The 14,125-nt window shown below is 62.3% G+C and carries 15 protein-coding genes; 6 read left to right on the forward strand and 9 right to left on the reverse strand.

From position 1 onward, the window contains the following. Positions 1 to 48 precede the first annotated feature (48 nt). Together HU767_RS07410 and HU767_RS07415 are read right to left on the reverse strand one after the other, a co-directional pair. Positions 49 to 285 carry a DUF2789 family protein gene (locus HU767_RS07410; protein WP_186729059.1) on the reverse strand — a complete coding sequence of 79 codons (237 nt, stop codon included), beginning with the start codon at positions 283 to 285 and terminating at the stop codon, positions 49 to 51. Between the two features lie 84 nt (positions 286 to 369). Beyond that, a complete protein-coding gene (locus HU767_RS07415) occupies positions 370 to 600 on the reverse strand; it encodes a hypothetical protein (protein ID WP_186707341.1) in 231 nt (76 codons plus the stop codon). Positions 601 to 1,388: 788 nt separating this feature from the next. Between HU767_RS07415 and HU767_RS07420 the strand changes: the two genes are divergently transcribed. The 3 genes from HU767_RS07420 (at position 1,389) to HU767_RS07430 (ending at position 3,574) form a co-directional block, all read left to right on the forward strand. Beyond that, positions 1,389 to 1,838, forward strand: coding sequence for a hypothetical protein (locus tag HU767_RS07420; protein WP_053122788.1), 450 nt, complete (start codon positions 1,389 to 1,391; stop codon positions 1,836 to 1,838). A 153-nt stretch (positions 1,839 to 1,991) separates the two neighbouring features. Continuing rightward, on the forward strand, positions 1,992 to 3,002 hold the full coding sequence (locus tag HU767_RS07425; RefSeq protein ID WP_186729061.1) for an ABC transporter substrate-binding protein: 1,011 nt from the start codon (positions 1,992 to 1,994) through the stop codon (positions 3,000 to 3,002). Between the two features lie 134 nt (positions 3,003 to 3,136). Next, a complete protein-coding gene (locus HU767_RS07430) occupies positions 3,137 to 3,574 on the forward strand; it encodes a DUF3995 domain-containing protein (protein WP_186707343.1) in 438 nt (145 codons plus the stop codon). Positions 3,575 to 3,761: 187 nt separating this feature from the next. On the opposite strand, the gene HU767_RS07435 is transcribed toward HU767_RS07430, so the two are convergent. From HU767_RS07435 to HU767_RS07465, 7 genes are all read right to left on the reverse strand, one after another. Beyond that, positions 3,762 to 4,115 (reverse strand): Na+/H+ antiporter subunit G, encoded by a 354-nt coding sequence (locus HU767_RS07435; RefSeq protein ID WP_186707344.1) that lies wholly within the window; start codon positions 4,113 to 4,115, stop codon positions 3,762 to 3,764. After that, positions 4,112 to 4,390: a K+/H+ antiporter subunit F gene (locus HU767_RS07440; protein ID WP_018612749.1), complete on the reverse strand. Its 279-nt coding sequence runs from the start codon at positions 4,388 to 4,390 to the stop codon at positions 4,112 to 4,114. Before HU767_RS07440 ends, HU767_RS07435 begins: the two co-directional genes overlap by 4 nt. Further along, the gene (locus HU767_RS07445; RefSeq protein ID WP_186707345.1) at positions 4,387 to 4,875 is read right to left on the reverse strand and encodes a Na+/H+ antiporter subunit E; all 489 of its coding nucleotides are present in this window, start codon (positions 4,873 to 4,875) and stop codon (positions 4,387 to 4,389) included. Before HU767_RS07445 ends, HU767_RS07440 begins: the two co-directional genes overlap by 4 nt. Further along, on the reverse strand, positions 4,872 to 6,557 hold the full coding sequence (locus HU767_RS07450; protein ID WP_186729063.1) for a monovalent cation/H+ antiporter subunit D: 1,686 nt from the start codon (positions 6,555 to 6,557) through the stop codon (positions 4,872 to 4,874). The genes HU767_RS07445 and HU767_RS07450 overlap by 4 nt, the downstream gene beginning before the upstream one ends. After that, positions 6,554 to 6,898, reverse strand: a complete 345-nt coding sequence (locus HU767_RS07455; RefSeq protein WP_003202835.1) for a Na+/H+ antiporter subunit C — start codon at positions 6,896 to 6,898, stop codon at positions 6,554 to 6,556. Before HU767_RS07455 ends, HU767_RS07450 begins: the two co-directional genes overlap by 4 nt. Beyond that, positions 6,898 to 9,822, reverse strand: coding sequence for a monovalent cation/H+ antiporter subunit A (locus HU767_RS07460; RefSeq protein WP_186729065.1), 2,925 nt, complete (start codon positions 9,820 to 9,822; stop codon positions 6,898 to 6,900). Before HU767_RS07460 ends, HU767_RS07455 begins: the two co-directional genes overlap by 1 nt. A gap of 361 nt (positions 9,823 to 10,183) precedes the next feature. After that, the gene (locus HU767_RS07465) at positions 10,184 to 11,188 is read right to left on the reverse strand and encodes a DMT family transporter (RefSeq protein WP_186729137.1); all 1,005 of its coding nucleotides are present in this window, start codon (positions 11,186 to 11,188) and stop codon (positions 10,184 to 10,186) included. A gap of 12 nt (positions 11,189 to 11,200) precedes the next feature. On the opposite strand from HU767_RS07465, the gene HU767_RS07470 reads away from it, so the two are divergent. From HU767_RS07470 to HU767_RS07480, 3 genes are all read left to right on the forward strand, one after another. Next, complete coding sequence (locus HU767_RS07470) at positions 11,201 to 11,764, forward strand: helix-turn-helix domain-containing protein (RefSeq protein WP_186729067.1); 564 nt, start codon at positions 11,201 to 11,203, stop codon at positions 11,762 to 11,764. Positions 11,765 to 11,896: 132 nt separating this feature from the next. Further along, positions 11,897 to 12,262 (forward strand): hypothetical protein, encoded by a 366-nt coding sequence (locus tag HU767_RS07475; protein WP_186729068.1) that lies wholly within the window; start codon positions 11,897 to 11,899, stop codon positions 12,260 to 12,262. 261 nt (positions 12,263 to 12,523) lie between these two features. Further along, positions 12,524 to 13,957: an FAD/NAD(P)-binding protein gene (locus HU767_RS07480; RefSeq protein WP_186729070.1), complete on the forward strand. Its 1,434-nt coding sequence runs from the start codon at positions 12,524 to 12,526 to the stop codon at positions 13,955 to 13,957. Positions 13,958 to 14,125: the final 168 nt, after the last annotated feature.

The raw sequence follows: 14,125 nt of genomic DNA on the forward strand, positions 1-14,125 counted from the left end.
CTCCCTCGCCACAAGAGCGGTGGTGAATGCTATTAATGGGTCTTGCCGCTACTTGCCGTCGTGCAGGCGCACATTCAGTTGGTCCACCAGCACCGCTTCTTCGCCGTCGGCGAGCAGCCATTCCTGGAGCAGCTCTTTCTGCTGGTCCGACCAGAAATCAGCCTCCACCAGCTTGATTTCCGCGGGCAGTGGGTGGGCCACGATAAAATCGTCAATGGCCTGGCCATCGGAGGGCAGGCCGAGTTGGTCGAACAGGGTCTTGAGGTCGTGGGAAGGCTGTTCCATGGAAGTCTCCTCTGGTCGGCGCCGTCATGGCGCGTCGGTGCTTCCTTTATCTGAGGCAAGCGCTTATCAGGAGTTCGATTGGAATCAGGCTTTCAAGGCGCCTTCGTCCACGGCGGCCTTCAGCGCCCTGGCTGCTTCCCTGGCGGCCTCGGCGGCGACTTGCGAAGTCTTGAACCAGCGATCCTTTTCCACCTGGTGGCAAGTGACAGTGGTCAACGGTGGTTTGGCACGCATTACAATGACCGCTTGGAACTCGCCTTCGACTTCCCTGGCCTCGCCCCGGATAAAAAATTCGCCAATATCAAATTCCGTCACGTCGCGCCTGCTCCTCAAAATCATTATGGGTGCGCGATCCGCCATTGGACGACGATCTTCGCTGGACGGGCAGTATGGCAGCAGTTGCCCGTCGGCGGCTGAGTTAAGTCATGGACGAAGGCATTCAGGCGCTCTGTTCGAGACGCCTGGCCAGGTGACAGGCCTCGTTATGGTCGGTTCGGAATCCTCTTACACGTCCAGTCGATGTTTCTTCTATATGAAAAAAACACTTGCCGGCCAGGACTACCCGGTAACGCGGTTGAATCAACGAAATTGACAGGCGATCGACACCGTCAAAGCTGTTGGCTGCTCCAGCGATGCATGGGGCGAAGGGGTGGGTCAGGGGAGGGAAAGCGATCATTATGAATTCCTTTTCATGATTTACCGACGAATTGCCGGCGACTTCGAGTAGTCTCCACGCCTTGAGCTGCTCTAGAATCGGCAGAGCCGTGTGGACGGTTGCGCCTATCTAAAGCAATTTTTTTTGGGCTCGATGTCAGAAAAATGCTTTTTTAAGTGAGAAATTTCCCTAAAGTTAGTAGTCCCATCTTTTCCGATGCTCAGAGTGGCGTTTTCCTTCAGCCTCTGGCGACTCCCCGGGAAAGACGGCGAGAGCGGCAACCTTTAGTCTGCTCTTGGCCCGGGACAGGGCGCGCCGTTCATTTCGAATTTCAGTGACAGGTCCATTACGACATTACAGTCGGTACGGGTTCTCGTGGTCCGTCCTTTGCGCGGGGCGGGTCTTTTTCAAAGATGGGGATGTTTCCTTGGCAGTAAGTAATCTCGACATGCATGCGTTATTTGTACTTGGTGACCTGCGGGCAAAACTGGTCAAACAATTCCAGTCACGTTTCGTCTACATCACCGAGCAGACCGCCGAAGGTATTTATGTTGCCGAAATCGACACCGAATCGGCCCTGGTAGTCGATGACAAACCCAGGCTGGAGCTCAAGGTCGGTGATCATTTTCGCGCGGCGGTATTGCCCAGTCGCGAAGGCGGCAAGTTTGAAATCCGCTTTCGCGAAATCAAGCTGACGGTCTATGGCCTTGGCGATTACGCCTTCGTCACGACTCCCGGTGGCCAGGCCATCCTGTTCAAGGAAGGCCACAGCGTAGTGACCGTGTTCGCGGCCAATGAACAGCTGCAGGAAGGCTTGACCAAGACCTTGAAAGCGGTAACCGCCAAGGCCGCCAAGTGGCGCAAGGGCGAACTGGTCACTTTCAAGGCCAGTGAGTGACCGTTTCGGCGCCTGTGCACCCAAACCGCTGACAGTTTCGCAAGATCTCGCTGGAACCTCGGCTACAGTCAATTGACTGAACTATTCAGGGGCTTGCGTTTCGTTACGCAGGGCCGTTCAGGAATTGCTGTTATCTGGCACGAGGTGCAAAGCATGAGACGAGTTCGACAGTGGCTGGCTGCCTGGGCCACCTTCGCTGTGTTGGTTTCACCCCTTCCGGCGTCGGCCGCCACAGCGCCGATCCACTTTGCCGACTTGAACTGGGAAAGCGGCAGCCTGATCACCGATATCCTGCGGGTCATCGTCGAAAAGGGCTATGGATTGCAGACCGACACCTTGCCCGGCACCACCATCACCCTGGAAACCGCCCTGGCCAATAACGATATCCAGGTGATCGGCGAGGAGTGGGCCGGCCGCAGCCCGGTGTGGGTCAAGGCCGAGGCCGAAGGCAAGGTGGTCGCCTTGGGCGATACGGTCAAAGGCGCGACCGAAGGCTGGTGGGTGCCCGAGTATGTCATCAAGGGCGACCCGGCCAAGGGCATCAAGCCCCTGGCGCCAGACCTGCGCAGCGTCGAGGACCTGGCGCGCTACAAGCACGTGTTCAAGGACCCGGAAAGCCCCGACAAGGGCCGCTTTCTCAACAGCCCCATCGGTTGGACCTCCGAGGTGGTCAACAAGCAGAAACTCAAGGCCTATGGCCTGTCCGACAGCTACGTGAATTTTCGCAGCGGCTCGGGGGCGGCGCTGGATGCGGAAATCAGCTCGACGATCCGCCGGGGCAAGCCGATCCTGTTTTACTACTGGTCGCCCACGCCGCTGCTCGGGCGCTTCAAGCTGGTGCAGTTGCAAGAGCCGCCTTTCGATGCCGAGGCCTGGAAAACCCTGACCGACGCCGACAACCCCAACCCGAAGCCGACCCGCTCGCTGGCCTCGAAACTGTCGATTGGCGTCTCCGCACCGTTCCAGAAGCAATACCCGGACATTGCCGAGTTCTTCAGCAAGGTCGACTTGCCCATCGAGCCGTTGAACAAGGCCCTGGCCGACATGAGCGAGAAACGCACGCCACCCCGTGAAGCCGCCGAAGCGTTCCTCAAGGCGCATCCACAGGTCTGGCAGGCCTGGCTGCCCAAGGACGTCGCCGACAAGGTGTCCGCCGGTCTGTAGCGAGTACGTCAGTCAATTGAACAGTTGATCCTGGGCAAGTCGTCATTCGCTGAAAACTGGCAACCTGCGCCCGTCCAGCGAAATGCCAAATTCGAGCTAGGATGATTGTTCAACCTTTTTGAGGAGGCTGGCGAATGACGCTTTTATTGGCTCGGTCGCTGGTCGCAGTGTTTGCGACCATCAGCTTGATTCATTTGTATTGGGCCCTGGGCGGGCGGTGGGCGGCCCTGGCGGTGGTGCCCCAGGTGCCGGTGAAGCAGGGGGACGCGTTGCGACCGGCGTTCGACCCCTCGGGCTGGCTGACGTTGCTGGTGGCCCTGGCGCTGCTGATGATTGCGCTGCTGGTATGCCTGCGGGTCGGCCTGCTCGCCCAGCCGGTCACCCATCGGGCGTTGCAGTGGCTGATCAGCGCGATTGCCTTGCTGATGTTCGCCCGAGCCATTGGCGAGTCGGAGTTGGTGGGTTTCTTCAAGGAGGTCAAGGGCTCGACCTTCGCCAGGCTCGACACCTGGATCTATTCGCCGTTGTGCGTGGTGCTCGGGGCCGGGTTGTTGACGGTGGCGTGGGCCTGATTCAAGCCGTCACCCGGCCGAACACAGTTGTGGCGAGGGAGCTTGCTCCCGCTGGAGGGCGCAGCCCTCCTAAAAAGCTGAACACAAGTCAGCCTGACCCATCGAGGTGACAGGTCCAAGGGCTGCTGCGCACCCCAGCGGGAGCAAGCTCCCTCGCCACAAAAGCTGTACCGGCTCGAGATACCTGTCAGTCGGTTCGGCGGCTGCTCACTTCGGCCGGCACATCATCCCCCGCCATGCGCTTGCGGAACAGTGCCGCCCGGGCCAGCAGCAGGGTGGTCACCGGTACCGTGATCGATAGCAGGATCGGGATCAGCCAGGCGTGCAACACCGGCCCGGACTTGAGCGCCGAAAAATAGATGATCGAGGCCAATGCCACGCACCAGGCGCCCAATGTGGAGGCCAGGGCTGGTGGGTGCATGCGCTGGAAATAATCCTTCAAGCGCACCAGGCCGATCGCCCCGGCCAGGGCGAAAAAGCTGCTGAGTACCAGCAGGATCGCCACCGGGATTTCCACCCACATCGACAGTTCGCCGGTCATTCGATCACCTCGCCACGCAACAGGAACTTGGCCAGGGCAAACGAGCCGACAAAGCCGAACAGGGCGATCAGCAGCGCCGCCTCGAAATAGGTGTCACTGGCATATCGGATGCCCAGCACCAGCATCATCAGCATCGCCACGATGTACAGGTAGTCCAGGGCCAGTACCCGATCCTGGGCCGACGGGCCCTTGAACAGTCGCCACAGGGTCAACACCATCGCCAGGGAGAGCAGGAACAGGCTCAACAGGATCGCATTGGACAGCAACGGGCTCATTCGAAAATCTCCATCAAGGGGCGCTCGTAGGTGGCCTTGAAGTGCGCGATGAATGACGCCTCGTCCGGCAGGTCGAACACGTGCAGCAACAGGATGCTGCGATCCAGGGCCAGTTCCGACCAGACGGTCCCGGGAACCACCGTGGTGATCATCGACAGCGCGGCCAGGCCGTTGGCATCGCGCAGGTCCAGCGGCACCTTGATGAATCGCGAGCGAGGCGGGCGGCGGGCGGCGTTCAGCACCCCCCAGGCCACCGCCAGGTTGGACACCAGCACGTCGCGGCCCACCAGCAGGAACAGGCGCAACACCACCCACGGCCGGCGGATACGGATGGGCCGTGGGCGCAGCGGACGCATCAGCAACGGCGCCAGGAACCCCAATGCAGCACCCATCAGCAGATGGCCGGCGCTGACGGACACGTTCAGCACCAACCACAGCAGCCATAACGCCAGGGACAACCACGGGGCGGGAAACAGGCGCTTCATGGCTGTACCTCCCGCAACGCGGCGCGGGCTTCGGGGTTGGGCACGGCGCGGGTGGCGAGTACCGACATCACGTAATGTTCCGGAGTGTTCAGCGCGTCGGCGGCCGACTGGGTATAGCGCAGCAACGGCTCGGCCTTGAAGGTCAGGGCGATGCCCAGGCCCAGCAGTACGACGATCGGCAGGCATTCGAACGGCCGCAGCAACGGTGACGGGCGTTCCTGAGGTGTCCAGAAGCGTTGGATGCCCAGGCGCGAGAAGGCGATCAGTGAGGCCAGCCCCGACAGGATCAGCAGCGCCAACAAGCCCCACGCCTGGCTCGACACCGGCGCCCCGGCACTGGCGCCGAATCCTTGGGGATTGAGCAAGGCGCTCAACAGGCTCAGCTTGCCGATGAACCCCGAGAGCGGCGGCATGCCGATGATCAACAGCGCACAAAAGATAAAGCTCAAGCCGAGGAAGGCCATGGTCCAGGGAATCACTTGGCCGACCACGGCTTTCTGCTCGTCATCGAGGTTGATGCCCTTGGGCGGCTGCAAGGATTCCAGCGGCCGCGGCAAGGTGTCGAAGTCGTCGTCCAGGGACAGTTCATTGGCCGAGCGCGAACGTTCGATCAGCTCCGCCAGCAAGAACAGCGCGCAGAGCGCCAGGGTCGAGCTCACCAGGTAGAACAGCGCCGCGCCCACCAGGTTCGGTTGGGCGAAGCCGATGGCCGACAACAGGATCCCCGCCGAAACCAGGATGCTCAGGCTCGCCATGCGCTCCAGGCGTTGGGCCGCCAGAATCGCGATGGCGGCGCAGACGATGGTCGCCATGCCGCCATAGACCAGCCAGTCGGCGCCGAAATACGCCGAGGCGCCGGCCTGGCCGGAGAACAGCAGTGTCCACAGGCGCAGGATCGTGTAGACGCCGACCTTGGTCATGATTGCAAACAGCGCCGCCACCGGTGCGCTGGCGGCGCTGTAGGCCGGCACCAGCCAGAAGTTCAGCGGCCACATGCCGGCCTTGGCCAGGAACGCCACCGCGAGGATGCCGGCGCCGGCGTGCAACAAGCCGCGGTCGGCCTCCGGCACCAGCGGGATCTTCAGGGCCAGGTCGGCCATGTTCAACGTGCCGGTGACGCCGTAGATCAGCGCCGCGCCGATCAGGAACAACGACGAGGCCAGCAGATTGATGGAAATGTAATGCAGGCCCGAGGACACCCGCGCCCGGCCCGAACCGTGCAGCATCAAGCCATAGGAAGCCGCCAGCAGCACTTCGAAGAACACGAACAGGTTGAACAGATCCGCGGTCAGGAAGGCGCCGTAGAGGCCCATCAGCTGGATCTGGAACAACGCATGGAAACTGGCGCCGGCGCGGTCCCAGCGGGCCATGGCGAAGAGCAGGGCGCTGACGCCGATGATGCCGGTCAGGACCAGCATCAGCGCCGACAGGCGATCGACCACCAGGACGATGCCGAACGGCGCCTGCCAGTTGCCCGGCAGGTACACACCAATGGACGCGGGCAGGGCCTGGTCCTGGGTCCAGCGCAGCAACAGCACGGCGATGCCCAGGCCCAGCAGGCTGGACAACAGATTGATCCGGGCCTTGAGCGGGCGGTGCTTCTCGCCCAGCATCAGCATCAACGCGGCGGTCAGCAGCGGCAGCAGGATGGGCGCGGCGATCAGATGAGGCGTCAACATCATTCCTTGGGCTCCCGACCGTCCACGTGGTCGGTACCGGTCAGCCCCCGGGAGGCCAACAGCACCACCAGGAACAGCGCGGTCATGGCGAAGCTGATCACGATGGCGGTCAGCACCAGTGCCTGGGGCAGCGGGTCGGTGTAGTGCAGCAGATCCTGGGGCACGCCGTCCTTGATGATCGGCTCCTTGCCGATGAACAGGCTGCCCATGCTGAAGATGAACAGATTGACGCCGTAGGACAGCAGGCACAGGCCCATGACCACCTGGAAGGTCCGTGGCCGCAACACCAGCCAGACACCCGAGGCGGCCAGTACGCCGATTGCGATTGCGATGACTTCTTCCATCAGGCGGTGGCTCCTTTGACGGCGGCGACGGGTTTGGGTTGCAGGCCCGGTTTATGGGCCCGGACCGACTGGTGCGCCAGGGCGGTGAGGATCAACAGGGTGGAACCGACCACCACCGCGTACACGCCGATATCGAAGAACAGCGCGCTGGCCAGGTGGATATCCCCCAGCAGCGGCAGTTCGAAATGCCAGGTGTGGGTGGTCAGGAACGGATACCCCACGGCCATCGCCCCCAGGCCGGTGGCGGTGGCGAACAACAGCCCGGTGCCCATCCAGCGCAGCGGTCGCAGGCTCATTTGCGCCTCGACCCACTGAGTGCCGGCGACCATGTATTGGAGGATGAACGCGACGGACATCACCAGCCCGGCCACGAAGCCGCCACCGGGTTGATTGTGGCCGCGCATGAACAGGTAGAACGACACCACCAGGGCGATCGGCAGCAGCAGGCGCACCAGCACCGACGGCACCATCATGAAACCCAGGGCGGTATCGCTGGCATGGCGCGGGTTGACCAGGTCGGTGACCACGTCCGGCGCCAACAGGCGCTGTTGCGCCGGTAGCTGCATGCTTTCCTTCGGTGGACGGAAGCGTCGCAACAGGGCGAACACCGCCAGGGCCACCGCCACCAGCACGGTGATTTCCCCCAGGGTGTCGAAGCCCCGGAAATCCACCAGCATCACGTTGACCACGTTGCTGCCGCCGCCTTCGGGCAAGGCACGGCTCAAGTAGAACGACGAAATGTCGTTGGGCGTCTGCCGCGTGAGCATCGCATAGGACAACAGCGCCATGCCGCCGCCGACGGCGATGGACAGCAGCAAGTCCCGCACGCGCCGGATACGCGCCCGCCGCTCGCTGTTGGGCAGCGGCGAGACGTCCTCGATCCGCCGTGGCAGCCAGCGCAGGCCCAGCAGGATCAGCACCGTGGTGACCACCTCCACCACCAGTTGCGTCAAGGCCAGGTCAGGGGCGGAGAACCAGACGAAGGTCACGCAGGTCATCAGGCCGCAGACGCTGACCATGGTCAGGGCCGCGAGCCGGTGATACTTGGCCTGCCAGGCCGCGCCCAGGGCGCAGGCGATCGCCAGCAGCCACAGGGTCACGAAGACGATGGAGCCGGGAATCTTCGGCCGGTCGCCCCAGGCCAGCGTGCTGTGCAACATCGGGATAAGCCCGGCCAATACTGCCGCCAGCACCAGGAAAAACAGTTGGGCTTGCAGGCGCCGGGTGCTGATCCTGCGCTCCAGTCGCCGGCCCTGGCGCATCATCAACACCAGGCAACGCTCGAACAGCCGCTTGCCGCTGAGGCGACCGATCAACGGCGGCCGGTTGATGTGGCCTTGCTTGAATTGTTTGCGCAGCAGCAGGTACAAGACGATCCCCCCCGACATTGCCACAAGGCTCATGATCATCGGCGCGTTCAGGCCATGCCAGATCGCCAGGCTGTACTCCGGCAGCGGACCGCCCACCACGGGCAGCGCGGCGGCGGCCAGCAACGAACCCACCACCTGGGCGGGGAAAATCCCCACCAGCAGGCAGGTGAACACCAACAGCTCAACCGGTGCGCGCATCCAGCGTGGCGGTTCATGGGGCGTCAGGGGCAAGTCGGTGGCGGTGGGACCGAAGAACACGTCCACGGTGAAGCGCAGGGAGTAGGCGACGCTGAACGTCCCGGCGAGGGTGGCGATGATCGGCAGCGCCAGCTCGACCCAGGCCGTGGCGGAAATAAATACGGTCTCGGCGAAGAACATTTCCTTGGACAGGAAACCATTGAGCAGCGGCACCCCGGCCATCGCAGCGCTGGCCACCATCGCCAGGGTCGCGGTGAACGGAATCAGCCGCACCAGGCCGCTGAGCTTGCGAATGTCCCGGGTGCCGCTTTCGTGGTCGATGATCCCGGCGGCCATGAACAGCGACGCCTTGAACGTGGCATGGTTGAGGATATGGAACACCGCCGCCACGGCCGCCAGTGGACTGTTCAGGCCCAGCAGCAGGGTGATCAGCCCGAGGTGGCTGATGGTGGAGTAGGCCAAAAGACCCTTGAGGTCATTCTGGAACATCGCGCAGTAGGCGCCCAGCAGCAACGTACAGGCTCCCGCGCCGCTGACGATGTAGAACCATTCTTCACTGCCCGACAGCGACGGCCATAACCGCGCCAGCAGGAACACCCCGGCCTTGACCATGGTCGCCGAGTGCAAGTAAGCCGACACCGGCGTGGGGGCGGCCATGGCGTGGGGGAGCCAGAAATGAAAAGGGAACTGGGCGCTTTTGCTCAATGCGCCGATCAGGATCAACGGCAACAGGATGGGGTAGAGGGCATGGGCACGGATCAGGTCGCCGGCGGCCAGGACCTTGTCCAGGTCATAGCTGCCCACCACATGGCCGAGCAGCATCACCCCGGCCAACAGGCAAAGCCCGCCGGCGCCGGTCACCATCAAGGCCATATAGGCACCGCGTCGAGCGTCGGCGCGGTGATGCCAGTAGCCGATCAGCAGGAACGAAAACAAGCTGGTCAGTTCCCAGAAAAACACCATCTGGATCAGGTTGCCGGAGATCACCAACCCGAGCATGGCGCCCATGAACGCCAGGAAAAAGGCAAAGAAGCGTGGCACTGGATCGTCCGGCGACATGTAGTAGCGGGCGTACAGCGACACCAGCGTGCCGATGCCCAGCACCAGCAACGAAAACAGCCAAGCAAAACCGTCCAGGCGCAGCACGAAATCCAGGCCCAGGCTGGGCAGCCATGTGTAGCGCTCGGTGATCACGCCACCGTCGGCGATCTGCGGGTACAGCAAGGCCACCTGAACCGTGCCGGCCAGGGCGACGAGGCCGGCCAGCAGTGATTCGGCGTTACGGGCGTTATGCGGCAGCAGCGCCGCGACACAGCTGCCGATGAAGGGCAAAAGCAATAGAACTATCAGTGACATAGGCTTCTATTCGGCGGAAGGTTGTGAGGGATCATACGTGGCGTATTCCCGATCACCAACCGCGAGGGTGTCGCAGAATCCTACAGGGTAGGTGGAGTTTTCTGACTTTGCGTTGTTTGGGCAGGGGGCACCGCTCAGGAATCAGCGCGCGTATTGGAGTCGCTGGGGCGAGGTCCTGCGCAATGTCGCGCTTTATCCCTGTGGCGAGGGAGCTTGCTCCCGCTGGGCTACGCAGTAGCCCCGAAACCATTCACCCGGGTGTGTCAGGTTGATTGCATTCGGCTTCCTTGGGGCCGCTGCGCAACCCAGCGGGAGCAAGCTCCCTCGCCACAGGTCCAATCACCATCGCAGGTAACCGGCCTCACTGCTCGCGCTCAAGCCCCTCATCCACTTCGACAACACCTTTGCTGCGGGTCTTCAGCTCACTGACAATCACCGCCGCTACGATCAGCGCCGCGCCGAACAATGCGATCGCCGGCAGCCGCTCGCCCGCCAGGCGCCCGGCGATGCCGGCCCATACCGGCTCACCGGCATAGATCAGCGTGGCGCGGGTCGGCGAGACGCTTTTCTGCGCCCAGTTCATCGCCACCTGGATCGCGGCGCTGGCGGCCCCCAGGCCCACGGCGCTGGCCAGCAGCAGCATGGAGAAATCCGGGATCGCTTCCTGGGTCGGCACCACCATCAGGAACGCCAGCACCGCCGTGCTCGCCAGTTGCACCACGGTCACTCGGCGCACATCGACCTGGCCGGCGTAGGCGCTGATCAGGATGATTTCGGCGGCAATCGCGATGGCGCTGATCAGCGTGGCGATTTCACCGGGGCTGAAGTTCAGCGAGGCCCCGGCCGGACCGGACACCAGCATCAGCCCAGTGAACGCCAGCATGATACCGATGCTCGGCATCAAGCCTGGCCGCCGGCCCAGCACCAGCCATTGCAACAAGGGCACGAACGGCACGTAGAGTGCAGTGATGAACGCCGACTGGCTGCTGGGGATGGTTTGCAGGCCGACGGTCTGCAAACCGTAGCCGAGCATGATCGCCACGCCGATGAAGCACCCGGCCTTGAGTTCGAACAGCGTCAGTTCACGCAGATGCCGCCAGGAGAACAGCGCGACAAACGCGGCTGCGGCAGCGAAACGCAGGCCTACGAAAAACATCGGCCCGCTGACCGTCATGGCGTGCTGCACCAACAGGAAAGTCCCGCCCCAGATCATGGTAATCAGCACCAGCACGCATTCGGCCTTGCTGAACCTTGAGAAACGGGAGGAAGCTTGGGGGGAATTCACCGATGCCATGACCTTGCGCGCCACTTGAGGCGGACGCACAATGCGCCCGAAGTTGGGCAGTATAATGCGCAACCCTGCCATGTGAGCAATATAGTGCACAAAGAATCCGGCCAGCGGGCCTCCGTCCTGCAACACGTCAGCCAGAACGTCCGTCGTCTGCGGCATGCCGCCGAACTCAGCCAGGCGGCGCTGGCCGAGTTGTCGGGGGTCAGTCGGCGGATGCTGGTGGCCATCGAGGCCGGCGAAAAGAACGTCAGCCTGACGACCCTGGACCGGGTCGCCGAAGCCCTCGATGTCGCCTTCAGCGACTTGATCCAAGCCCCCGAAGCCCGCGACTCGAGCCGCATCAACGAACTGGTCTGGGCCGGTGTGATCCCGGGCAGCAAAGCTGTGTTGCTCGCCAAGGCCACCGCCAGCCGTGAGGTAGAACTCTGGGAATGGCGGCTGGAGCCAGGCGAGCATTACCATTCCGAGTGCGACGCAGATGGATGGAGCGAACAACTTTATGTATTCGAAGGCTGCCTGACGTTGCTGCTGGGCAGCGAAGAGCGTCGCATAGGCGTTGGAGAGTTCTTCATGTTCGCCAGCAACCAGCCCCATGCCTATCGCAACGATGGCTCGGTGGCGACGCGGTTTGTGCGCAATGTGGTGATTTGAGTCCGCCACTCATTTAGGCACCTGTCAACTCTGACAGTAGTTTCATGTGAATAGGATCCGTAGTCTTTTATTGGCGGTGGATGAAGTGATAGTCCGTCGCTTGTAAATTCTATTATCACCGAGGATCTAAAAATGAACGCTAAAGAAGAAATCAGAACTTATCGGATGTCCAAATTTCTTCCAAAACCAAGCATTGAGGGTGCGATAAATGGGACGGTGCCGCCCGAAATTGTTAGAGGTTTTACTGTTACTGCTGGCCTCCCTCCAAAAACCGGCTTAGGGGAAATGCTCGAATGTGACATGTTTTTCGAAGGGGGGATGTTTAGGTTCACAACGTGGATCAATAATGAGCACGTGGAGGCCGGCAAGGTGAGTTGGAGCTTAGGAAGTAGTATCAACCCCCTACCTGTGGGTTCGCAGGTGTCGTTGGTTTCCCGGATATCTCAAGATGACCCAATTAGCTCCGACATACAGACCTATAAGGTTGTTGCAAGCTGATTGGACGCGGCGATTGAGGCTGGTTAGAGCCCCTGGGGCAGTTGTCAGCTAGCAGAAAATTGGGCAGAGTCGTTACTGGCTTCGCTCAGCTATCGCCAATGTCTCGGCCCTCAGACCCTGCATGAAGTGAACTGCTTTATAACCAGCTTCCGAAAAATCAGGCAAGACAGTAAGGTGGCTCATCTCATTGGAACTCGCACCGTGCACGTGGCCGATGACGAGTAATCGATGAGGCGTTTACTGTTTTTATGGAAGCGTTCAATGAAAAATGACTCGACTGCGCTCGCGCCACCTCTCGCCGACATCCTCATCATCGGCGGGGGCCTGAGCGGTGCCATGCTGGCCGCGCAGCTGCTGCGCCTGCCGGGCCGGCGCGAGGTGCTGATCGTCGAGCCGCGTAGCGAGTTGGGACGGGGAGAGGCCTACAGCGCCGTAGAGCTGGGCCATACCTTGAATGGCAACGCGGCCCGCATGAGTGTCGATCCGGACAACGCCGATGACTTGACCCAATGGCTCACCGCGTTCATTGAGGCCGGCGGCTGGCCCGATTCGGATCAGCAGCACGTGCCCATCAGCGAGTTGTTTCCACCCCGGGGGATGTTTGGCCTCTATGTGCAACAACGCCTGGCCGAGGCTCGCGAGCTGGGCGCACGCAACGGCTCGACCGCCGAGCACGTGCGCGGCGAGGCCGTGGACCTGCGGCTTGCCGACGACGCCGTGATGGTGACGCTGGACGACGGCCAACGCTTGCGTGGCCGTCTAGCCGTGCTGGCCACCGGCATGTTTCCGGCGGCGCGCACCCCGCAGACCGAATCCAGCGGCTTGAACGCCGCAGCCCTCGATCCTTGGGACGTCGCTGCGATGCGCCAGCTCGATCCGCGGTCCACGGTGCTGATCATCGGCTCGGGACTGACCATGGTCGACGCCGTGGTGTCGCTGGAACAGGCCGGGCATCGCGGGCCGATCGAAGTGTTTTCCCGCCATGGCCTGCTGCCCCATGTGCGCCGCCAGCCACCCGCCTGGGTGGATTTCCTCGCCGAAGATCATAGCCTGCGTTCGCCACGCCAGTTGATGCGCGCCCTGCGCGAGCAATGCCGGCAGGCCCAAGCTCAAGGGATCGACTGGCAGGCGCCGCTGGACACCGTCCGCGCGCACATCGGGCGCTTGTGGAACCAGGCCAGCGATGTGCAGCGCCGGCAATTCGTGCGGCATGTGCGGCCATGGTGGGAGAGCCATCACCATCGCTCGCCGCCGTTGAGCGCGGAACTGGTGGCGCGCCTGCATGGGGAAGGGCGATTGCGGATTCAGGCGGCGTCGTTCAAGGGACTGGCAGCGTCTGGCGAAGGATCGGTAGCGATCAATATTCGTCGACGAGGCGAGGCTGGATTGGAAGTGGTGCAGGGCGCCGCGTTGATCAACTCCAGTGGCATTGAATATGACTGGCGTCGTGTTGCGCGACCGTTGCCGCAACAGTTGCTGGCTCGAGGATTGATCCAACCGGGGCCGTTGGCTTTGGGCATCGCCGCGCGTGCTGATGGTGCGGTGCTGGATGCCCAAGGCGAACCGGCCAGCCGCCTGTTCGCCATGGGCCCGCCGCTGCGGGGGATGTGGTGGGAAAGCACGGCGGTGACTGATGTGGCGAGCCAGGCCAAGGCGTTGGCGGGGCGATTGGTTGAACTGCAAACCCTTCTCTAGGTTGAACACAGTCCCTCTGTGGCGAGGGAGCTTGCTCCCGCTGGGCTACGAAGTAGCCCCAAAACCATTCACCCTGGTGTGTCAGATTGATTGCATTCAGCCTCTCTGGGGTTGCTGCGCAACCCAGCGGGAGCAAGCTCCCTCGCCACAGGAGCCGTTTACATGAGC

Origin of the sequence: Pseudomonas sp. SWRI179 (genome assembly GCF_014268705.1) — a bacterium.
Taxonomy (GTDB): Bacteria; Pseudomonadota; Gammaproteobacteria; order Pseudomonadales; family Pseudomonadaceae; genus Aquipseudomonas; species Aquipseudomonas zanjanensis.